Origin of the sequence: Bradyrhizobium denitrificans (assembly GCF_013179005.1) — a bacterium.
GTDB classification, from domain to species: domain Bacteria; phylum Pseudomonadota; class Alphaproteobacteria; order Rhizobiales; family Xanthobacteraceae; genus Bradyrhizobium; species Bradyrhizobium denitrificans.
Genome location: NZ_JABFDP010000001.1, coordinates 20,159 through 41,288, shown reverse-complemented (window position 1 = coordinate 41,288; position 21,130 = coordinate 20,159). Strand labels below are relative to the sequence as shown.

At 60.8% G+C, this 21,130-nt stretch carries 17 protein-coding genes; 6 read left to right on the top strand and 11 right to left on the bottom strand.

The features are described from left to right. Positions 1 to 3 precede the first annotated feature (3 nt). Positions 4 to 867 carry a LysR family transcriptional regulator gene (locus tag HL671_RS00120; protein ID WP_041751197.1) on the top strand — a complete coding sequence of 288 codons (864 nt, stop codon included), beginning with the start codon at positions 4 to 6 and terminating at the stop codon, positions 865 to 867. A gap of 166 nt (positions 868 to 1,033) precedes the next feature. Here HL671_RS00120 and HL671_RS00115 read toward each other — a convergent pair whose 3' ends face one another. The 6 genes from HL671_RS00115 to HL671_RS00090 all read right to left on the bottom strand — a co-directional run bounded on the left by HL671_RS00115 (position 1,034) and on the right by HL671_RS00090 (position 8,180). Then, positions 1,034 to 2,272, bottom strand: a complete 1,239-nt coding sequence (locus HL671_RS00115) for an MFS transporter (protein ID WP_246705791.1) — start codon at positions 2,270 to 2,272, stop codon at positions 1,034 to 1,036. Between the two features lie 226 nt (positions 2,273 to 2,498). Further along, on the bottom strand, positions 2,499 to 3,587 hold the full coding sequence (locus tag HL671_RS00110; protein WP_210263698.1) for a branched-chain amino acid aminotransferase: 1,089 nt from the start codon (positions 3,585 to 3,587) through the stop codon (positions 2,499 to 2,501). Further along, on the bottom strand, positions 3,587 to 5,461 hold the full coding sequence (locus tag HL671_RS00105; protein WP_172235270.1) for an FAD/NAD(P)-binding protein: 1,875 nt from the start codon (positions 5,459 to 5,461) through the stop codon (positions 3,587 to 3,589). Before HL671_RS00105 ends, HL671_RS00110 begins: the two co-directional genes overlap by 1 nt. Beyond that, positions 5,454 to 6,791 carry a KamA family radical SAM protein gene (locus tag HL671_RS00100; RefSeq protein WP_041750284.1) on the bottom strand — a complete coding sequence of 446 codons (1,338 nt, stop codon included), beginning with the start codon at positions 6,789 to 6,791 and terminating at the stop codon, positions 5,454 to 5,456. The genes HL671_RS00105 and HL671_RS00100 overlap by 8 nt, the downstream gene beginning before the upstream one ends. Before the next feature lie 52 nt (positions 6,792 to 6,843). Further along, positions 6,844 to 7,377 (bottom strand): cupin domain-containing protein, encoded by a 534-nt coding sequence (locus HL671_RS00095; protein WP_172235268.1) that lies wholly within the window; start codon positions 7,375 to 7,377, stop codon positions 6,844 to 6,846. Positions 7,378 to 7,445: 68 nt separating this feature from the next. Beyond that, positions 7,446 to 8,180, bottom strand: a complete 735-nt coding sequence (locus HL671_RS00090) for a TauD/TfdA family dioxygenase (protein WP_041750283.1) — start codon at positions 8,178 to 8,180, stop codon at positions 7,446 to 7,448. A 226-nt stretch (positions 8,181 to 8,406) separates the two neighbouring features. Between HL671_RS00090 and HL671_RS00085 the strand changes: the two genes are divergently transcribed. Further along, complete coding sequence (locus HL671_RS00085) at positions 8,407 to 9,063, top strand: glutathione S-transferase family protein (protein WP_041750282.1); 657 nt, start codon at positions 8,407 to 8,409, stop codon at positions 9,061 to 9,063. Positions 9,064 to 9,607: 544 nt separating this feature from the next. Here the strand turns inward: HL671_RS00085 and HL671_RS00080 are convergent. Both HL671_RS00080 and HL671_RS00075 read right to left on the bottom strand, forming a co-directional pair. Next, positions 9,608 to 10,093, bottom strand: coding sequence for a GNAT family N-acetyltransferase (locus HL671_RS00080; RefSeq protein WP_172235267.1), 486 nt, complete (start codon positions 10,091 to 10,093; stop codon positions 9,608 to 9,610). Positions 10,094 to 10,571: 478 nt separating this feature from the next. Then, positions 10,572 to 10,895: a hypothetical protein gene (locus HL671_RS00075; protein ID WP_172235266.1), complete on the bottom strand. Its 324-nt coding sequence runs from the start codon at positions 10,893 to 10,895 to the stop codon at positions 10,572 to 10,574. Between the two features lie 164 nt (positions 10,896 to 11,059). Here HL671_RS00075 and HL671_RS00070 point away from each other — a divergent pair, with 164 nt between their 5' ends. Continuing rightward, positions 11,060 to 11,644 (top strand): AMP-binding protein, encoded by a 585-nt coding sequence (locus HL671_RS00070; protein WP_172235265.1) that lies wholly within the window; start codon positions 11,060 to 11,062, stop codon positions 11,642 to 11,644. 230 nt (positions 11,645 to 11,874) lie between these two features. On the opposite strand, the gene HL671_RS00065 is transcribed toward HL671_RS00070, so the two are convergent. After that, positions 11,875 to 13,236 (bottom strand): DUF1254 domain-containing protein, encoded by a 1,362-nt coding sequence (locus tag HL671_RS00065; protein ID WP_246579566.1) that lies wholly within the window; start codon positions 13,234 to 13,236, stop codon positions 11,875 to 11,877. A 683-nt stretch (positions 13,237 to 13,919) separates the two neighbouring features. Then, positions 13,920 to 16,235 (bottom strand): tetratricopeptide repeat protein, encoded by a 2,316-nt coding sequence (locus tag HL671_RS00060; RefSeq protein WP_246579567.1) that lies wholly within the window; start codon positions 16,233 to 16,235, stop codon positions 13,920 to 13,922. 351 nt (positions 16,236 to 16,586) lie between these two features. Here HL671_RS00060 and HL671_RS38140 point away from each other — a divergent pair, with 351 nt between their 5' ends. Beyond that, a complete protein-coding gene (locus tag HL671_RS38140; RefSeq protein ID WP_246579568.1) occupies positions 16,587 to 16,856 on the top strand; it encodes a hypothetical protein in 270 nt (89 codons plus the stop codon). 6 nt (positions 16,857 to 16,862) lie between these two features. Here HL671_RS38140 and HL671_RS00055 read toward each other — a convergent pair whose 3' ends face one another. Continuing rightward, a complete protein-coding gene (locus HL671_RS00055; RefSeq protein WP_172235262.1) occupies positions 16,863 to 17,219 on the bottom strand; it encodes a hypothetical protein in 357 nt (118 codons plus the stop codon). Positions 17,220 to 17,307: 88 nt separating this feature from the next. On the opposite strand from HL671_RS00055, the gene HL671_RS00050 reads away from it, so the two are divergent. Beyond that, positions 17,308 to 19,743 (top strand): arylsulfatase, encoded by a 2,436-nt coding sequence (locus HL671_RS00050; protein ID WP_210263697.1) that lies wholly within the window; start codon positions 17,308 to 17,310, stop codon positions 19,741 to 19,743. A 104-nt stretch (positions 19,744 to 19,847) separates the two neighbouring features. Further along, positions 19,848 to 20,927, top strand: coding sequence for a SphA family protein (locus HL671_RS00045; protein ID WP_246579569.1), 1,080 nt, complete (start codon positions 19,848 to 19,850; stop codon positions 20,925 to 20,927). The last annotated feature ends 203 nt before the right edge of the window (positions 20,928 to 21,130 follow it).

Sequence of the window (21,130 nt, the reverse complement as noted above, 5' to 3'; positions counted from 1 at the left end):
CAAATGCCATCGCTTGATCCCGAATCTGTAGAAGCATTTGTTCTGACCGCGGAGTTGCGGAGCTTTACACTTGCGGCCCAGAGCTTGAACACGACGCAGGCCGCCGTGAGCTTGAGGATCAAACGGCTCGAAGAGCGACTTGGACAGCGCCTGCTCGACCGGACACCGCGCAAAGTGAGCCTGTCCCGCGAGGGTGAGAGATTTCTCGATCCCGCACGTGAGCTCGTGAATGCCTACAAGCGTGCGCTCGCCGCGCTGTCTCCCCGAACCATCCGGCTGACGCTCGGGATCACGCATCATCTGGTCGGGCCTGGACTTCCCGTGGCACTGGAGCGGGTCGGTGGAAACGATCCCAATCTCGTGCTCGATCTCCGGATCGGAGATACGCGCGGCTTGCTTGAGCTCCTCGACAGCGGGAAGGTGGACGCCGCAATCATCCTGCGGCACGGCGAGAACCGCCGCTCGGGCGAGCGGTTGTTCAATGAGCGCTTCTCCTGGTTTGGCTCGCCCGATCTCAAGGTGGGACGATCGGAGCCGTTGCCGATCGCAATCCAGCCCGAGCCCTGTCAGGTGCGCGAACTAACGGTACGAGCCTTGACGAGGGCCGATATTCGCTGGCGAGAGGCGATCGTTGGCGGCGGCGCAATCGCGGTGGGCGCCGCGGCGACCGCGGGATTGGCAATTGCCGCGATGGCCCGAACCGCGATGCCGGCAGGGGTCATCGACGTGACTCAGCGCTTCCATCTGCCACCGCTCCCGGAGAGGGAAGTCGTGCTGCATTCAAACGCCCGAACGGCCGCATCACGACAGGTGCTGTTCACCGTCGCTCGCGCGATTCAGACTGCAGCGCAGCCGACAGCAGACTAGCGCGCTGGCGGTCTTGGCCGGCGAACGCTTCGCGGCCAGTGTGCCCGAGCAGACCACCGCGACGACATTCTGCGCGTTGTCAATCATTGCGCGTGCGGCGCACCGTTGCCGCCACGCCATTCCCGGACGATCTTTGCGCACCGCGCTGGCAAGCAAACATCCGGAGTCAGCTGGCTGCGCGCAATGTCCGACCTCTGAGCAGTGAGAGCGCGCTGACGGCCACCGGCAGGACGAGCGCGATCCACGCAACCGCATAGCCGGATTGATCCACCAGAAGACCAAAGATGAACGGCCCGGTCGCCATTGCGATCATGCACAAGGTCGTCGCCAGGCTAACGGTCGAGGCAATCGAACTCCGCGGCGCCATTTCGGCAACCTGCAGAAGATAAAGCGGAAACCAGCCGATACCGAACACGCCGAGGAGGATGAGAAGCAACACGATGGCCGCTTGCGGGGTTCCGGCCTCCAGCAGGGCGAAGCTTCCGACGGTCGCGGCCGCGATCATCATCGTCCAGGCCAGAGACCGGATGCGCCGGCCGGGAAACCAGCGGTCGCTGAGCGACGGCAGCAGAATGCGGCCAGGTATTCCAAGCAGCTGGGCAAACGAGAACAAGGAAGCCGCGGTCTTGACGGATAGGCCGAGACCGCTGGACAGGAACCCGATCACATGCGCCGTCAGGGTGAACTGCAATGCAGACATCGTTACGCCAGCCCACAGCACCGGCCAAAAGAGCGGATCTTGTCCCACGGCTTTGAGCAGATCTCTCAGCGGCAGGACCCGCTCCGTCGCGCTCATCGGCTCCAACGGCTCGCGGTAGAATGCCCAGAACATGGCGCCACCGGCGACGGCGACGCTTCCGAGAAGAAGTGCCGAGGCGCGCCACCCATAGGCATAGGCCGTCAGCGGCAACGACACCGCCGCCAGCGCCGTTCCGAGCGGAACAGCGGCTTGACGAAACCCGGTCGCCAGACCGCGCCGATGCGGAGGAAACCAACGGATGATCGCGCGTGTGCCCCCCGGCTGAACTGCCGCATAGGTCATGCCAAGGAAGGTCATGCAGGCCAGCGTCGCCCAGAAGCTGGTCGCGAGGCCGGCACATAGGAAGGCGGCGGCGCCCATTCCCAACATCATCAAGGAGACGACGATCCTCTCGCCATGACGGTCGATCGCCTTGCCGAGCAGAAACATGGTTATGATCTGGCCGCCGTTCATAAACGTCACAGCCAGCGACGCGACGGCCAACGAGATGTCGAAGGCCTCGCGCCAGATCGGCACCATCACGTAGACGCCCTGAGCCACAAAAGAGCCAGCGGTCTGTGCCGCAACGGCGATCGCAAGCACCGTCCAGATATTTTTCGGCGCCGTCTCAACGGACTGCGACTTGCCGGCCACGATCGTCATCATTGCTCCTCTGCCACGCGACCCTACTAATCGGCGCCTGGAATGAAAGCGCGCCCCCGGAGCTTTCAGTGATAACGCTTTGATATGCCCGTCGACCCTGACCGAATCTGACGGACGCGGACCAGCCGTCAGCCCGCAACGCAGGTCTGCCGACGGGCAAGACGATCTGCGCGACGCGCCCTGTCGCGCAGGCTTGCTGTGACCTGCGATCAGCGGCAACCGACTTGAATCAAGGCTCGCTTAGGACCAGACAGTCTGACGGCGCGGCGACGCGGCGCATCCAACCTCGCGTATCCGCGACCAGCCCTCGCTGGATTTCGGATATGGCCTGCGACAGCCGCTTCGCCAGGCTCTGCGCCTCCCCGGCGGCCGCCAATCGATGTTCGCGCCCCCGCCGGGCGATGACGCCGACCGGAGCGACGTGAACGGCTGTGCCACTCAGGAACACCTCATCAACATCACCTGCATCGATCCCGCTCAGCAGCTCCGTAACCGAAATTTCCCGTTCGATCGCGCTCAGGCCCCAGTCTCGGGCCAGTTGCAGGATCGTCTCTCTCATCACGCCCGGCAGAATGCGACCGTTGAGCGGCGGCGTGAGCAGGTCGCGCCCGCGGCGAACGAAGACATTCGTGATCCCCGCCTCCTCGATGAACTCACGTTCAACCGGATCCAGCCAGAGAACGTTGTTGAAGCCGCTCCTTCGCGCTGCTTCGAGCGCGATCAATGTTCTGCCGTAGTTTCCCGATGTCTTCGCATCTCCTCCGCCGCCGGGCGCCGCGCGGGCAAAGTCCTCGCTCACCATCAATCTGAACGGCGCCATGCCGTCGCGGTAGAGCGCGTCCACGGGCGTCGCGACAATGAAAAACAGGTAAGTCGTCGATCTGCGCACACCGAATGCCGCTTCGTCGGCGACCATGACCGGTCGCAGATACAGCGACGATTCCGCGCCAGCCGGCACCCAATCGCGTTGCGCGTCCACCAGGGTGCTCACTGCCTCGATGAACAAGCCCTCCGGCATCTCGGCCATCTCCATGCGCCGTGCAGAAGCGCGGAAGCGCGCCGCGTTGCGATCCGGTCGAAACAGCGCGATCGAGGCGTCGGGGGATCGATATGCCTTCATCCCCTCATAGATCGCCTGGCCATAATGCAGCACCAGCGCGCATGGGTCGAATGCGAGCGTCCCATAGGGGACCAGGCTCGGCTTTTCCCAGCCAGTCCCGTCGCTGTACCGACAGAGCACCATCGCGTTGGTCATATATTTGCCGAACCCCAGAGCACCGCCGAGATGCGCAAGGGGCGAGCGGGCATCTTGTTGCATCACCGCACCCCTTCTTCAGCCAGGACTTCAGCTTGAGCCGCCGCAGCATGCGGCGCTGCTCCCGATGCGAACGACGCGAGGAGATCATCCACGAGTCGCGCAGCATCGGCGAGTTGGCTCGAGCGCCGGCCGGGCCGCGGGAGTGCATGGGTATGAAAGCGCGGCCCTTCGGTGACGAAGCCGATTCCCCAGATGCTTCGATTTGGTGATCCGTCAGCTCGCAGCAGCCGCAGGCCGCGATCCACGTCGAGACCGTGCGGATGATAGTTGCCGTTGCAGAATGGCCTGGCGATGCCCCGCTCCACCAGATTTCGCGACAACGGCCGAACGTCCTCGAGCGGTCGGTGACCAAACACCCGCGCCGTGACGAGAACGTCACCAGCGACGCACTCCTCTTTCGATCCGAACGTCGTCTGAACCACGAAGCGCGCAAGACCTTCATCAAGGCGAATCCGGGCTCCCGCGCCGCCTGCCCAGTCGACCACGCCGGCCTCGATCAGGGCCAGCAATTCAGCGTTGCGCCTCAAGGGCGGACCGAATGTGATCCGATTCGTCAACGGAACAAACACCTCGACGACGTAACGATGGGACTCCGGCGTCAGTCCGCCGAACTCGATGGCCGCAGACAGACCGTCTCGGAGATCCCGGATGGCATCCGTCGCCGCTTTCAACGGGCTGTCCACATTGCCTCGGACGGCCTCCGCCAAATCGTCGCGCAGGTACTTCACGACGCGTGATCGCAATTCACTCAGTCCGCCGCAAGACAACAGCTCCTTCGGCTCGAAGATCCGGTCGATGATCGCGTCTTCCGTCGGCGTGGGCCGGAAGTCCTCCACATCGATCTTTCGCCGCTGCTCGGCGCACCGATACGCGAACGCCATGTCCTTCCGGATCAGCGGCAGGATGTCGGTCAGGAAGTCGAGCTTCGCCATTCCGCCGGCGGCAGATCGCGCCCGAATGGCGTCGACACCTGGTCTGGTGAGGAATTGAGCGACATGCCCTCCGTCGACCCCCTTCTGGTTGACCCCTCTCGCTCCGTAGGGAAGCGACTGGCGCGAGAACAGACGAATGAGCGGTTCCTCGCCGGAACGGATGTAGCGCAGCCCGCCGCCTGTCTCGACGAACCCGCCTCCTCGGCCGGCGGTCAGGTCGGCAATGACATCGTACGCCGTCAATCCGAGACCCTGAACGAGCACCACGTCGGACCGGGAGATCTCCGCCAATCGCGAGGTGGGGTACGGATTGCCGATGTATCTGAGCCGACTGTTTCGCGACCGATTACGTGTCACGAACGACTGGATTTTGCGCTCTTCGGGCGAGGGCTGGAGCTCGCAATGCCCCGTCGCGATGATCAACGCGTCCCACGGGATGCGGTCACCGTTTTCGAGATGCACGCGGCGCGGATGCTCCGAGACGTCGATGGCGGTCGTCCGGTGGTGTTTCACCGTCATCGTTTTCGGCGCTCGCTGCAGCACCATCCTGAATGCGTCGCGGAGATACTCGCCCAGCATGGCGCGCGGAAGATAATCGAGCTCTCCGATCTCCTCACCTCCGGCGGCCTGACGATACTCGGTGCCGAACCGGCGGTAACCCTGACGACGCGCCCATTCTGTGAAGGACGGCCCACTCGGCGGCGACTTTGGCTCCAGCCTGTTCGTCGGCGAGAACATCGTCACCTGTGACGCAAGCGTATTCGTGAGCAGTTGGCTGGACTGATTGGCGACATGCACGCCGGCGCACGGCTCGCCTGGATCGATGAGATGCACCACGACACCGGGAAGCGCCGGGTCTGACGACAACCGCCAAGCCAGATGTTCGATCACGTTGAGCGCGCGCGAGCCGGCCCCGATGATTGCGACCGATATCTCACTCATGTCCGACCTCCTCGGCTTCCAGACGATGTTCGCCGCTTCTCTGCGCCAAGAGCTCGGCGTACGGCCTGTCGAAAAAGAAGCCGTCTTCGCCTTCGGGGGGCACGAGCTCGTTGATCCAGGCCGCATCTGCAGAATATTTGGCCAGGAATGGCCGATGCAGCCACTCCTTGCGCCTTGCCTGCAGGAACGACAGCACGAAATAGTCGTCATTTCCGATCGCAAGCCGGCCGAGAACGTGGATCTTGCCCGGCCCCGCGCTCATGACCGGCCCGCGCGCCGTGCGGCAAATCCCCGACACCGCGGCAGCGGCCGCCTGGTAGATCGCCAGCGCGCGATCGAGGCTGATGCGGAAGTAGTGGTTCGCGCCGGTATCGCGCTCGACGAACATGTAATACGGGATCATTCCCATCGCGACCTGGTCGCGCCAATTGCGACGCCACACCGCGACATCATCGTTGACATGGCGCAGCACCGGACTTTGCGTGCGGATCACCGCACCGGACCTTCTCAGCGCCTCGACGGCCCGATGAACCGGCTCGGGCGTCAGCTCACGCCAGTGATTGACATGCGCCATGACAGCGACCTGCTTTCCTGAATCGGCGACCCGAACCAACAGCCGGTTCAGTTCCTCCGCCTCCGCGCCGACATAGAATCGCTGCGGCCAATACGACAAAGCCTTGGTGCCGATACGGATGTTCGTCACATGTGAGAACTCCGGCGCCAGCAGCGGCTCGAGGTAATCGGCCAGCCGCCGGCTGCTCATGACGAACGGGTCCCCGCCCGTGAGCAGCACATCCGTGATGTCGCGACGTGTCCGCAGATAGGCGTAGAGCCGCTCTCCGTCCCGCGCCTCGAACCGGTCGACGGCCGAATCCACAAACTGCGGCCATCGAAAGCAGAACGAGCAATAAGAGTGGCAGGTCTGGCCCTGCTTGGCAAAGAACAATGCCGTCTCGTCATATTTGTGCTGCACGCCTTCCAGGGAGGCCCCTTCGAACAGCGGAACATTGACGATCTGGTCGGAGCTGTGCGGATTCATGTCCGCGCGGATACGCTGCACTTCGGCGGCGATCGCGACTTCATCCCCTCGCTCAAGAAGATCATCAAGGACCTCCCGATCGCCATCCTGCAGCATGTCTGGATGCGGGAAGACCAACCGGAACATCGGGTCATCCGGAGCCGCCCCCCAATCGATCAGATTGTCGAGGACGTAACTGTTGACCTTGAACGGAAACACCATTGCCGCGAGATGGATGCCTCGAACCAGACGCGGCGGCAGAGACTTGAGCTGCGGCACCTGCGACAGGCGATGGTTGGTGTAATAGATCAATCGCTCCGGTGGTTGCGCGACATGTGGCTGCATTCTGGTCGTACGAGGGAGATCAGAGACCTGTAGCATGCGTGCGGCCCTTTCCAATTGGATCAGTGCAAGACGATGATTGACGTCCATCAGCCGTTCTGAAGTTTGCGAGATCAGCCTGCTGCGGCATGTTGCTGAGGTTCAAGGTGACGAACGGTTCGGCACCGTCATTGCGAAGCTCGTGGACGCACCAGGCCGGGATCAACACCACGTCGTTCCGCGTCATACGGATCGCCTCGCGACCATCACCGAAGCCGACGATGCCCGATCCACTCTGAACGACGAACACGTGCCACCACGCATGGGAATGACGCGGAGTCTGCCCGTCGACCGGCAATGACTGCACCGCAAAGGAGATGCCGGGAACGACCTCGCCCGTCGCGTCACTCGCGGCTGTCGACAGCGCCACGAGCGAGATGCCACGAATCTCGGCGCCAACCCTGGTCTCAAGCTCAGCGGCCGTTCGACTCCAGCTCCACGCGACGGGCACGGTGGTTCTGCTCTTCAACGCGTCGCGAAGGACGCCATAAGCCAGGTAACACCCCTCATTCATCATCGCATCCTCTGTCAAACATGCCGGAAGTCGCGCAACGAGGTCGGCGTCGAGACGGCGACCTCGAACGCTCAGCTCAGCCAGTAGCGCGTGAGGTGACGCGCCTGGTCGGCATAGCGGCCACGGCCGTGCATCAGGCGATGGTTGTTCCAGACGAGCATGCAGCCGTCGGGAATAAGGACCGGGATCAGGTTGCGGCTGAAGAACGCCTCCCCTTCTTCCGCGATTTGCCCGAGCGGATCGGACGGATCGTCGCCGACGCGCCTGACTTCGATCGCATCCGGGTTCACATTGCCGTAACGAAACAAATTGTAGCTGAACCTCAGCACCGGCTCGCCTGCGACGGTGGCGCGGATCGGCGCGCGGAGCGATGACCTGGTCTCATCGCCCGGTGTCGCGCTGGACACGAATTCGACCTCGTTGTTCTGAGACCAACGCCGCAGATCGGGGCTCAGCGCCTCGTCGTAGAAGCGAATGCCGTCGGCGAGGAGCGTCTGTCCATTTCCACAACGCGCCTGCCGGTGACAATAGAGCGCGAGATATTTCGGCGGCGGCATGAAGCCTGGCGCCTCCGTATGCGCGCCGAGCGCATTCATGCTCTGACTATAGGGCGCATCGTCATAGCCTGGCCGGTAGGTGACATCGAAACTAACGCGCCCGTCATATTGCGGCACGATCGTCCCAAGCCGCCGAAGCGTCACAGCCGGATCGGCATCGATCTCACCTGATGCAAGAACCGCCCATCCACGGCTCGCCAAGAGTGTCTGGAATTGCAGGAAATCACTGGATACGAGGTGCTCGGCCATTCGTTACGCTCCTGAACAATTGCAGTCATGAGCCGACGCTAGGTTGCACCTCGCCGATTTGATAGTGATTTTTGAAGTTATATGAGCCCACACATGCTACGCGATATTCGTCTCGATCATTGATGATCAGCGAAGCGGATATGGCGCGAAATATATTCGAAGCCGGCGTTCACTCCGAAGCATTGAAGCCCTATCCTACCAACACGCCAATCAGGGGATTAGTTCTGTGAGCCATCTGGTACTTTATTTTTGGCCGGGCGCATGCTCGATTGCAGCCCATATCGTTCTGGAGGAGACAGGGCTGACTTTCGAGGCCATCAAGGTCGACTTCGCCGCAGGCAAGCAACGAGAACCGGACTACTTGGCCATCAATCCGCGCGGCCGCGTTCCGGCGCTTGCGACGCCCTGGGGAATCCTGACCGAGACACCAGCGATACTGCGCTATCTGACAGCCGCAGGGACGCATCCGACGCCGGCCTCGCGGCTTTGGCCGACCGAGTCGCGAGCGGATGCCCGTTGCGCCGAGTGGTGCTCGTGGCTCGCATCGACCGTGCACGTCACCTACGCGCATATCAGTCGCGCCGAGCGCTATGCTGACAGTCCCGAAGGCAAAGCAGAGGTGGTCCGGAAGGGGGTCGAATCGTGCAGGCCGCTCTGGCAGGAGATCAACGATCGCCTGAGCGCCAGCCCCTGGGCGCTCGGCGACACCTACAGTGTCGTCGATCCCTATCTCCAGGTATTCTGGAACTGGGGACGCGGTCAACGTCTGCGCTATGATATGGCAACCGACTTCCCCGCTTGGACCGACCATGCGCGGCGCCTCGCCGAAAGGCCTGCGGTCCGGCGCGCGTTCGCACGGGAGGGCCTCGCTCTGCCTGAATAGCACCTCTTATCGCGTCTTCGGCACGCCGGGCTGCGTCGGTGCTGATTGCCGCCCCTTTGTCAGCCCCCACGAGGCGCGCCGGCTTGCGAATCCAGAGCTGACTTTGCTGGCACAACCGACGGGCCAGATACGAGGACCGGACAGGAGTGGGCATGTTCAACCGTGTTTGGCTCCTTCTTCACCGTGCGGGGCCCCGATCAGAGGTTCAGTCCCGCCGACGGATCCGCCGCCAGCGACCTCTGCTTGAGGAGATGTGCGAAGCCGTACTGAACACGCCGATGCTCATGATGTAGCCCTGGCAGCTCGCGCGTTTCAACCACCACCGCCGGCCCGCACCAGCCCGCGATGAAACGCACCAGCCGCGTTGATCAACTTGACGTCTCGCGGCGCCCGACGCCGAGCAAAAGCTCGAACGCCTGCGAGCTTTGATCAGAGCGTCGACGGAGAGAGCTAACTTCCGCCACGCCGCGGCTCTCCGCCGGCCAACGACTGATCGGCTTATACGGACGCTTCATCGGATCTACGATGCTTGCCGAGGACAGAATCAGGTGAGCGTTCTCGACAGATAGATGAACGAATATCCGTCGACCTGGGCACGATGCGTTTCAGAGAAGCCGCGCGATTTGTAGAACGGCATTGTTTCCGGAAACTTCTCGTTGGTGTAGAGACGCAACTCAGGGAGATTCCGACGCTTGGCCTCCGCCTCGGCAAAATCGATCAGCGCGTGACCGAGTCTCCTGCCTTGAAATGCAGGAAGAACGGCAAGATTGCGCATCATCAGGTGATCATCCTTCGGCAGAAGCGTGATCATTGCAGCCACTTCGCCAAAATGCTCCAAAACATAAGTGTTTCCTTCCCTGATCCAGGCGAGATAGTCATACGACATCGGCGCTGGCGCCTTCACCATGCGCGGCACGTATTTTCCATACGCTGCCTGAGCGATACGTGTCAGCTTCTCAGCGTCATCCGGCCTCGCCTGCCTCATGGCATTGGCGGGCCTCGCAACTGCAGTGCCAAGATTGGTACTCAAGCCACTCTCCTGTCGTTGAGCAAGTCGGAGCGCATGACGTCCTCGGGCAGCGGCCTGCGGCCTCTTCCAAGACGTGGTCGCATGAGGTGGCACCGGACGGCCGGCAGATGTGGACCGCGGGCGCCAGACTTGGGATGGGACAAAGCGTGTCGTCGGACGAACGAAGCAATTTGATTTCAAGCTTCCGGACTGACGCGAGGAGCTTTATTCCAATCGCGTTCAACCTGGATCGGCGCGATCTATTATCCTCTACAGCTGACCTACGAGGCAGGACAGGCAGCGTAGCCGACCGCGCGCTTGCTCACAATCGCGAACGCACCATATATTTCTTAGTCGCATCCGGCCCTGTATTCCGGCGAGCGCCAAGTCTCGGCGCATTTCGGGGTGGCCGGCTTTCAAAGATGCAAGCGGTCGGCTTCCGAGTGTTGATTCATACTTCAAGTGCCATTGGGCTGCGCTCGGTTCTGCGGGAACGCACTTATTTGCTCATTACGTCCCTCATATTTTCCTCCAAGGCGACCTTTAAAGCAGAAACAAGATCCGCTTGAAAATCCTGTTCGAGGCTCTTCGAAAGGTACATGCCCAAAGAGCGTATCAATCCGAAGTCGTCGAGGGGAACGGCTGATAGTTCGGCAATCAGACTCAATGGAGCGATTGTACTATTCATGGATTTTACGGCCTCCATAGCGCACTGGTCCTGATTCGTCTTGAGGACCACGTTCAGGCGAACTCCTCTCGCGGTGAGGATGTCGTGTCCGTCCCGGCTGCGCTCGCGCAAAGCAACATCGATGTCGGGCTGCAATGTCGCGAGGCTTTATTGTAAAGCGGTTACGCATTGCATCTTGATGGTCGGGAGGACGCCGATTTCTATGCGGCGACGGCTTTGGCCACGCCTGAACCCAACCTTGGCTGCTTCGCATTCCTTCAATATGCGCGCCGCCTTGGCATGGAACGATTCTCCTGGAAGTGTCGGACGCATCTCGCCACGCTTTCCCTCGAGGAGCGCCAACGAACCAAGATGGACCTCGGGACGTTGCGGATACGCGAGAGGATTGTCGCCCGACCGATGATCTCCTTCTGATCGCGACTTCGGGAAGTACTGGGAAGCCAAAGATTGTTCGGCTGAGCCACGCAGCCGTGCTCTTTAACGCCATAAAGCGTCTTCACAGCCTCGGGCTGTCAGGACCATTCCAGGCGCTGCAAAGTCTCGGATTGAGCTATAGCTACGGCCTGATTTCGTCGTTCTTGTCGCCACTGGTCGTCGGTGGGACAGTGGTACTTCCCCCACGCGGCGACATCACCGACCTGAGCCAAGCGATCGAAACGGGCCGACTGGCGGTCGCCCTGATGACCCCGGCCTTGATCGAGCACCTGGTGAACACAGGATCACCGACGCAACTCGCTGTGCTCGGCGAGATCCGGCGTCTCGGGATCGGTGGTGACGCCTGCCCGCCGACCAGTCATTGCGTTGATCGGCACCGAATTGACGACCGTAGCGCCGGGATTGCTGGCGTCCGTATCTCCGGCCGCGCGGCGCAGCGATCGCGTTGAAGCTGCACCGCACCAACGTCGTTGTTCCGTAGCGGCTGCCTCGTTGCGCCATCCTCTCAGCCGTGCTGCCGGCTGTGTGCCCTACCGCGCGAGCGGTTTAGTCCTGTGACCCGTAGCAGACGTGGAGAGACACGCCGGCATAGGGCCGATTGTGAGCCAACGCGAGCTTCGTTCAGAGGAACTGGCTATGCTGCCTTGGGCGGCATAGCCACCCAAGGCAGCCAACTCGCTCAGGATTGAAGCTCGATGTCGCCAGGTCGCCATGTCTTGTCGAAGAAAGCCTGAAGCGGACCGTACAGCCGCAACAGGATATTCCAGCTTGCTCCGGGGACCGTCTGAGCCCAGTTATCCTCCAAGCCAGCGGGTGCTTTGGGTCCGAAATATACATCAACCGAGCCGTCCGGGTTGATTTTCAGCTTCTTGTTCTGGCTGCTTACGCTAGGAAAGCGCTGGTCTGTCTGGAGCATCGAGCGCGTCTGGTTGTCGTAGACGATCACCGACCAAAAGTTCTTGATCGGGATGTTCGGTGGCAGATGCAGCCGATAGTTCTTACCGCCATCCAGGACGGTCTTCTTGGCATCGACGAACATCGCCAGGTATTGCGAGCCCTCGCCGACGCTCCTCGAATCCATCGCGGGCGTCACGCCGGTCGCGTAGAAGAAGAAGCCGGAATACGCGTTCAGCAATCGCGCGCCGTTCTCCTCGAACTTGTAACCCCCGACAAAACCTAAACGCCAGTTTCTATCCGAATACCAGTAGCCATCGGCGCCGCGCCACCTGTACATGATCGCCCGCGCCGTCGCATCGCCAACAATTGCCGCTTCGGCCAGTATTTTCTGCATCCGTTCGTCAGGCGCAAAAGGCTTACCCTTCATGATGCCGACTGAAGCCCAGAACCCCAAGGTCGTCGCGTCGACGTCGTCGGTTGGCTCCTCTTGTACAACCTTGTTCAGTAACGCCCAGTATGGATAGTCTGCGGGCGCTACCATATTGAATGGCTTGCCCGACATATCCACGAAATTGAGCTTTGGCGGATTTGTTTCGCCGAGGCGATAGATCTTTGTATGCTTCTTGACGAGATCAACACCGGGCTTTGGATCATCGCCGACCAGGAAACTGCGCCATGCAATCCAGGTGAGATATGACCCTGGTCGCAGGACGAAATAGCCTGAGGGGACCCGGCCCTTGTAGCCGGGCGGCAGCACCAGATACTTTCCGCCCTTACCCTTGTCCGGGCCAACGAGCCCGATGTCACCGACCCACCTGTACCACATATCATTGGCGAGCCCGAGCACGTTCGGCGGAGCTTCAACGACGAGCGGACCGCCGCGCAGGTCGAGCCAGAACCAAGTGTAAGGCGTGTTGTTGTTGGCGGTGAGCTCGACTGTCCGGGCATCGACCATGGTTTCCCAAATCGGTACTGTCGTATTTGCCGGACCGACCGCGAGGATGCCATCGCGGTTCCCCACCTGGTTCACCACCGGGAGCGCCAGCAGGTAGGCTTGAACAGCTCGTTGAAAGTCGAGATTGTCGTAAAGCCTATCGACGCTGGCTTGATCGGGAAAGCCGCCAAAGAAGTTCAGCCTACCCAACCGAGTGTCCACACTGTCCGGTATCGCGACCCCCGACGGCATAGAGGTTGAATACTTCAAATTGGGTACAGCGGGCGCGCCCGTTAGCATCTCAGCAAGCGCCGGCCCAGGCTTTATTCCCGCAGCTACGACCGCGGTCAATGCACCAGAGCAAAGGAAGTCGCGTTTCGTCCACATCGGGGAATTCTCCGTTGGAGAGCCCTTGCTGATTAATCGCTTGTGGCGCGATCATATTGATATAACTCAATCACGTGGCTCCCTCGCGGGACGGCGTCGAATGGTGTTCCCAGCGTCAGCTGACAAGCTGGCTGGGTACCAATTTGGTCTCGGTTGTGATGCCGAAGAGCCGGCTGTCGCTATCATCCCGGAGGTCCAGATCGAACCGCACATTGCGTCGGATGAAAGCCGACGCCAGGTTCAAGAGCTGCGCGCCTCCAAGGAATTGCTCCTCGAGCCGTCCAGAGTCTCTCTAATTGCTTGACCGATGTGAATGGTCGCCGACATTGGGACTGAACGGGGTGGTCGCGGCCAGCGAACTTGCGAAGATGGTTCAATTCAGCGGGGCATCCGCGGTCATTCTCGTCATGGCATCCGGTAAACCAAGACTGCGCGACTGCATTGCCGGAACTCCGAAGCCGACTCGCATCTCACCGAGCGGCCGAACTGCGAACAGACACTCGCGTCTATCTTGCGGGCGGAGACGCGATGCGACGGAGTTCCTGAATAAGCGCTGCCAGCTCCTTATCGCTCGGCGCAATCGCAGCAAGCTGCTCGGCATAGCGGAGCGCCGACGTCGCGTCCCCAGACATCCGACTGAAGGAGATGAGCGCCTGCAAAATCTGGCTATCGTTTGGATGGGCGCGCAAGGCGTCCTTCAGAACACTCACCGCCGCCTCACGGCGACCGCTGGAATGCAGCGCGATGCCGTAGACGTAAACATAACGTTGACGCTCCGGCTCCAGTTCCGCTGCGCGAGCCAACGCGTTGAGTGCATCGTCCGGCCGTCTGAGGCGTGTCAACGTCAGGCCAAGGGAGTAAAAAAGCGCGGCGTCGCGCGGCGACGCCACGAGCGCTGTGCGCAGGACCGCTTCACCTTCGCCGTCCTGGCCGCGCTGCCGATAGAGGTCGGCAAGGTTGATTGCGGCCGTCGCGTAATGCGGGCTTAGCCTCAGTGCGGCCCGGTATTCGGCCTCGGCCTCTTGCGGTCGGTCGCGCTGCAACAAAAAATTCCCAAGAGCGGTCCGAGCCTCCGGCCGCTCCGCGTTGGAGCGCTGGGCTGCGATGAACTCGGCCGCCGCCAGATCGAAGCGAGCACGATCCGCCGGATGCTGACTTCGGACTGGCATATTGGCCAGCAGAGCAGCGGCTCTGATGCGAACGCCGCGGCTGGGATCGGACAAAAGCGGAGACACGAACGACCAGATCTCAGCGGCGGGCACGTTTTCCAGCATGTCCAGCGCGCCGAGCCGCACCATAGGATCGGGATCACCGAGCGCGGCGCGGGCCGTTGAAATGTCCGCTCGCGTCATGCGAGATGCCAATTCGCCAAGCGCACTGGCACGCGCTACGGCCGGCGCGCGCCGATCCGAGGCCAGCTCCGAAAGAAGCGCCGCCGCGTCTGTGCGGTTGATCCGGGCGGCATGAAATATCGGTCCGTAACTTTGAAAGCCCTTGCGATCAGCTCCGTACCATCGCTCAATCGCCGCTGCGGCCCATTGTGCCGACTGATCGCGATGGCAGTCGTTGCAGGCGTTCGCCGTTCCCAACGCCACAGATTGATCGGGTCGCGGAACCCTGAACGCGTGATCGTGTCTGACATCGATCGACATGTAGGTCCGGGTCGGCATGTGGCACGAGATGCAGGTCGGCGCGGGGTCGACGCCCGCATGCTGGCGATGCTTCACATCAGCGTATTTGTTCGATGCGTGACATTGCAGGCATGTACCTTCGCCTGAGAGGCGAAGCCCTCCGCTGTGCGGCTCATGGCAATCGCTGCAGCTGACGCCGGCCGCATACATCTTGCTTTGCCTGAAGGGTGTGTAGTTATACGGCTCCTCGACATCGCGGATCTGTCCGTCAACATCGAACGTGTTGCGCGAGAGCGCTTCGACCGCATGGGTCTCCGATAATGAATGTCCGGGAATCCAGCCTTCATGAAAGGCCGCCCGACGCGCGTGACATAGGCCGCAAGTCTCGACCTCTTTGCGGAGGGCTGCGGGCTCGGAAGAGCGCTGCACGTTGCCTGTCTGAGGCTCGATTGACCAGGTGATGCCGTTGCGCTCATCAAGATGCACCAGCAATCCCTTGCTCGAGTCCTGGCGCCTGCCAAACGGCAACCAGCTCTGCTGCTCGTGCGCCCAACTGACGTGGCGCGAGCCCTGTCCATGACATGCCTCACAGCCCACACTGATCTCCGTCCACGTCGTCGCGAACCGATCCTTCTCCGCATCGTAGTTCTTGCGCACACCAGTGGAATGGCATTCCGCGCACATGAAGTTCCAGGTCTGGTTCAATCTGGTCCAGTGCAGAACATCATCGTGCTTGATCGCTTCATTTGCCGAGAGATGAAACCATCGCTGGCCACCTCTATCACTAGGTCGGCTGTCCCATGCAATCGGCAGGACCTGGAGGCGGCCGTCCGGGAACGGAACGAGATACTGCTGCAGCGGATCGACGCCGAAGGTATATTTCACTTCGTAGACGGCCAGCGCTCCATCGGGACCATCGGTCTCCACGAAAAACTGTCCATTCTTACGGAAGAAGCGCGACTGCACACCGAAATAGTCAAAACGCACGTCGTTGAAATTGCCGAGCACCGTCCCGTCGGTGGCGTGCTGCATTGCCCCCTTGTGCTGAGACGCCATCCACAGCCGTGCCTCCGTCTGGTGACAGCCAGCGCAGGCGCTGCTGCCGACATAGGTAGCAATCTCAGGGGCCGGCGAAGCCTTGTTCTCGAGCGAGAGAAAGGCAATCCAAGCCAGAATGGCAGTCGTTGCCATCGAGCTGGCCGCCCAGAACAGTCCAGAGAATCCCGAGTTCCATCGTCGTGGCTCTGGTTCCCGCAACGATGCCTCTGGCGATCTCGCAGGGAAATTCGCCACTGGTTGATGAGTCGATTTGCGCCGCCTGCGTGCCAACAGCCAATCCTATAGAGATGAAGTCAGCCGGCCATCAGCCATATCATCGGTGGGATCCAGAGGGTGTCAAGTGCAGCGAGCTGTTGCGGCCGGCATCGGCCTGATGGAACTCAGCTCAAATGTGATGATTAGGCCAGCGGCTTGATCTTCCGCAATGTATGTCGCGCTCATTGCGCTAGTTTAGTCATTGATAAAAAACTGGAGGACGCCACAATGAAGCGATCGAGTGCACTCGCGATCTTGCTCACAAGTGGATTGGTAGCCGGCTTTGTGGCAGCGAGCACGGAAAGAGCCGGCGCGGTGGTGTACTGCCAGTACATCGAATATCCGGTGGGATGCATTGTTCGGCCTGGTGTCGTTCTGCGACCGCGACCGGTCGCACGCGCGGTGGTACGGCCTGGCGTCGGTGCACCTGGTGTCGGCGTGCGTGCCGGTACGCCGATGAATCGTGGCGGTCCCGTCAATCGCGTCGGTCGACGCTGAACCAGCTCAGTGTTTGGCTGGCCTGCCCAAGCCAAACAGGTTCAAATATTCGGCGTTTTGCTGCATCTGGCGCCGGCCATGGCAGTCGACCGATGCATTTAGCAATTCAATGGCGCGAAGACGTGAGCTGTTTTCAGTCGCGCCTTGCAGGTTTACTTCGGTCTGGTCTGGCTTCTGTTGTTCGTTGCCAAGAGCGTCGGCCCAATCGGGATCATCATGTTGGACATCATCTGGGTACGTGCGTCGCTTGCCTACCCAGACGCCGCGAACGGCAGCATATCGCGATGCGGCGCAACGGATCAAAAGCGTTTTGACAGAATAGGCAATCCAATTGTCATTTTCATTCAGCCAGGAGCGCGTCATGTGTAGGGACTCTTCGGATCAATTGCTGTCTCCGAATCGAGATAGCACAAGGGTGCGCTTGACAGGTCGGGCAGGCGTGATCCGTGCGATGGTCGCCTTGATGCTCATCGCGCCGGCGATGGTCGCTCCTGCCTTGGCGCAGTCCTTGGCGCAGTCCGTCGTACCGCCAGGTGTCGTACTACCCACCGATCGTAGCGTTCTGCCGATTCCTGAACCCGCATATCCGCACAGCACGGTGCTGGATGTTCGCAACGCCGGCGCGCCGCCGCCGCGCTTCGAGATCAAGGCGCCCTCACAGGCTCCGAACGTGCTGATTGTCCTGATTGATGACATGGGCTTCGGCCAGTCGTCGGCATTCGGTGGCCCAATTCACATGCCGACAGTCGAACAACTTGCGAGTGGCGGATTGCGATACAATCAGTTCCACACGACGGCGTTGTGTTCACCGACCCGAGCAGCCCTGCTTTCCGGCCGCAATCACCATGTGAACAATTTCGGTTCGATTGCCGAGACAGGCACCTCATTTCCGGGCCAGACCGGTCAGCGTCCTAACAACGTTGCGTCAGTCGCTGAGATGCTGCGTCTGAACGGCTACAGCACCGCCCATTTCGGCAAAAATCACGAGACGGCCGCCTGGGAGGTCAGTGCTTCGGGACCGACGGATCGCTGGCCAACCCGCCAGGGATTCGACAAGTTCTATGGTTTCATGGGAGGCGAAACCAACCAGTGGGCCCCACTGATCTACGATGGCACGACGCAGGTCGAGTTGCCAAAGGATCCTAACTATCACTTCATGACGGATATGACGGACAAGGCCATAGCCTGGATGAAGTCGCAGAAATCGCTGACTCCTGACAAGCCGTTCTTCATGTATTTCGCTCCGGGGGCGACCCATGCGCCTCATCACGTGCCCAAGCAGTGGATCGCGAAATATAAGGGCAAGTTCGACCAGGGATGGGACGCATTACGCGAAGAGACTCTGGCACGGCAGATCAAGCTCGGCGTCGTTCCTGCGGGCACCAAGCTCGCACCTAAGCCGGACGCCATTGCGGACTGGGCCAAGCTTAGCGGTGACGAAAAAAAGCTGTTCACGAGGCAGATGGAGGTATTTGCCGGTTTCGCCGAATATACCGACACCGAGATCGGACGCTTGGTCGACGCCATCAAAGCCACCGGTCAGCTCGAAAATACGCTCATCTTCTACATCGTTGGCGACAATGGCGCGAGTGCCGAGGGTGGCATGAGCGGAATGTTCAACGAGATGACTTATTTTAACGGTGTGCAGGAGACCGTTCAGGACGTGCTCAAGCATTACGATGAGCTGGGCGGGCCAAACACTTACAGCCATTACGCAGCCGGCTGGGCGGTTGCTGGCGACACGCCGTTCACCTGGACCAAGCAGGTCGCGTCGAGCTATGGTGGTACCCGTAACGGAATGGTGGTGTATTGGCCGAAGGTGATCAGGGCCAAGAACGAGGTGCGGACACAATGGCACCACGTCGTGGACATCGCACCAACCATCCTGGAAGCAGCAAGTTTGCCGGAGCCTAAGAGTGTGAATGGCACCATCCAGGTGCCGATCGAAGGCACCAGCATGGTCTACTCGTTCGACGCCCCCAAGGCGGAGAGCACCCATAAGACGCAGTACTTCGAGATCTTCGGCAACCGCGCAATCTATCATGACGGATGGCTCGCGGGCACGATCCATCGTGCGGCTTGGGAGACCAAGCCTCGACGTCCACTCGATCAGGATGTCTGGGAACTGTACGATACCCGGTCGGACTTCAGCCTGGCGAACGACTTGGCGGCGAAGGATCCTGACAAGCTGAAGGAGATGCAAGACCTCTTCATGAAGGAGGCAGAAGCAAACTCTGTGTTGCCTCTCGACGACCGTACCCTCGAACGGGCCAACGCGGCACTGGCTGGGCGACCGGATTTGATGGCAGGCCGCACGAGTCTCACGGTGCACGAAGGCATGGCGGGAATGTCGGAGAACGTCTTCATTAACATCAAGAATCGGTCGCACACGATCACGGCCGAAGTAGATATTCCGAAGGGTGGCGCCAACGGCGTGATCCTTGCACAAGCCGGGCGGTTCGGCGGCTGGAGCCTTTATCTGAAGGATGGCAAACCGACCTACACCTACAACTTCCTCGGCCTGGAACGGTTCACGGTTAGCGCGAAGCAGGCAGTGCCCGCCGGAAGGGCAACAATCCGGTTCGAGTTCGCGTATGACGGCGGTGGCGTCGGCAAGGGTGGCCTCGGCACTATCATCGTTAACGGTCGGAGCGTTGCGACCGGGCGGATCGAGCGTACTGAGTTTGGGGTTTTCTCGGCGGATGAAGGCGCTGATGTCGGTGCCGACGAGGGGACGCCCGTCACCGAAAGTTACAAGGTCCCGTTCAAGTTCACCGGCAAGATAGCGAAGGTGACGATCGATCTGCTCGACATGAAGAAGGCCGATATTGAGGACGCGAAGCGGGCTCGAAAGGCCGCCTTGGTCAAGAAAGGCCTCTCCGATTGAAGGAAGTAGCCGATGCTTCGGCCGCAACAAATCAGTGCCCAAAGGCTGAACTGGTGCGGCCGCCCCCCCTGCAATCGTAGAGAACTGGATTGGAGCGAGCCGCAATGACGTCGCCTGAAAGTCTGAATTCCGGATCGAGATTGTTCTCGCGGCGACCGACAGCGGTCGTCGCGGTTACCGTCGTTGCCCTACTGTCTCCGCAGGCCGCACGCGCCGACGAAAGCGGCATCTCGTACTGGCTGCCGGGCCTGTACGGCAGTATGTCGGCAACGCCGACCACGCCGGGCTGGTCGATCGCCGCGATCTATTATCACGCCAACGCAGGGGCGTCAGGAGCAGCAGCCGCGTCGCGGGAAGTCCAGATCGGACGATTGTCAACGGCCGTTGCAGTCGATCTCAACGTGGCCCTGCGCGGGCAAGCCGACCTGATGCTCATCGCGCCGACCTATACATTCGCAACGCCCGTGCTCGGTGGTCAGTTGTCGGCGACGCTGGCCAGCATCTACGCGCGAAATTCAGCCAGCATAGCAGGCACACTCACAACTGCGGTTGGCCCGATCTCGATCACGCGTAACGGGTTGCTGGAAGAAGCCGTCACCTCGTATGGAGACCTCTACCCAACCGCGAAGCTGAAGTGGAATACTGGCGTTCACAACTTCATCGTTTACGGTACGGGTAATATCCCGATAGGCGATTATAGTCCCAACCGATTGGCCAATATCGGCCTTGGTCACGGCGCCGTTGACGTCGGTGGCGGCTATACTTACTTCAATCCCGCCACCGGACTTGAACTATCAGGAGTCGGCGGCCTCACCTATAATTTCAAGAACCGAGACACACAGTACCAGAGCGGCGTCGATTTCCATTTCGACTGGGGCGCATCTCAGTTCCTGTCGAAGCAGGTCTTTGTTGGCTTGGTGGGATACGTCTATCAACAGATAACAGACGATTTCGGCCAGCCGGCTGTCCTTGGCAGCTTCCGATCGCGGGTTTTTGGCATCGGTCCACAGATCGGCTACGCTTTTCAGATTGGAAGTAACCAGGCGTTCCTTGGCGTGAAGGGATATGGCGAGTTTGCGGCTCAGAATCGGCCGTCGGGTTGGAACACTTGGCTCACTTTCTCGATATCGGAGGCTGTCCCGGCGAGCATCGCGACACCTACGAAGCACCCGATGCACAAATAAGATGGCGATCAACGAAACGGTCCGCCGCCTCAATCGGTGCTAGGGTCCGTACTCAATTAGGAGTGTCGGCGCAGGCTGAGTTGCGATTCAAGGCGTCCGAATCACGGGAGGCCTTGATGAGGTAGCAACTTTTTGGTTGAGCGATGTGGAATGGAGACGGCTCGAACCGCTGCTCCCGCGGGGGCGGCGCGGTGCGCGTCGGG

What these genes read in the sequence shown, in the direction of transcription:
- HL671_RS00060 (WP_246579567.1), bottom strand. Translation starts at nt 16,235, where the DNA reads ATGGCAACGACTGCCATTCTGGCTTGGATTGCCTTTCTCTCGCTCGAG.
- HL671_RS00095 (WP_172235268.1), bottom strand. Translation starts at nt 7,377, where the DNA reads ATGATGAATGAGGGGTGTTACCTGGCTTATGGCGTCCTTCGCGACGCG.
- HL671_RS00055 (WP_172235262.1), bottom strand. Translation starts at nt 17,219, where the DNA reads ATGACGCGCTCCTGGCTGAATGAAAATGACAATTGGATTGCCTATTCT.
- HL671_RS00045 (WP_246579569.1), top strand. Translation starts at nt 19,848, where the DNA reads ATGACGTCGCCTGAAAGTCTGAATTCCGGATCGAGATTGTTCTCGCGG.
- HL671_RS00120 (WP_041751197.1), top strand. Translation starts at nt 4, where the DNA reads ATGCCATCGCTTGATCCCGAATCTGTAGAAGCATTTGTTCTGACCGCG.
- HL671_RS00115 (WP_246705791.1), bottom strand. Translation starts at nt 2,272, where the DNA reads ATGATGACGATCGTGGCCGGCAAGTCGCAGTCCGTTGAGACGGCGCCG.
- HL671_RS00090 (WP_041750283.1), bottom strand. Translation starts at nt 8,180, where the DNA reads ATGGCCGAGCACCTCGTATCCAGTGATTTCCTGCAATTCCAGACACTC.
- HL671_RS38140 (WP_246579568.1), top strand. Translation starts at nt 16,587, where the DNA reads ATGAAGCGATCGAGTGCACTCGCGATCTTGCTCACAAGTGGATTGGTA.
- HL671_RS00110 (WP_210263698.1), bottom strand. Translation starts at nt 3,587, where the DNA reads ATGCAACAAGATGCCCGCTCGCCCCTTGCGCATCTCGGCGGTGCTCTG.
- HL671_RS00050 (WP_210263697.1), top strand. Translation starts at nt 17,308, where the DNA reads ATGGTCGCCTTGATGCTCATCGCGCCGGCGATGGTCGCTCCTGCCTTG.
- HL671_RS00105 (WP_172235270.1), bottom strand. Translation starts at nt 5,461, where the DNA reads ATGAGTGAGATATCGGTCGCAATCATCGGGGCCGGCTCGCGCGCGCTC.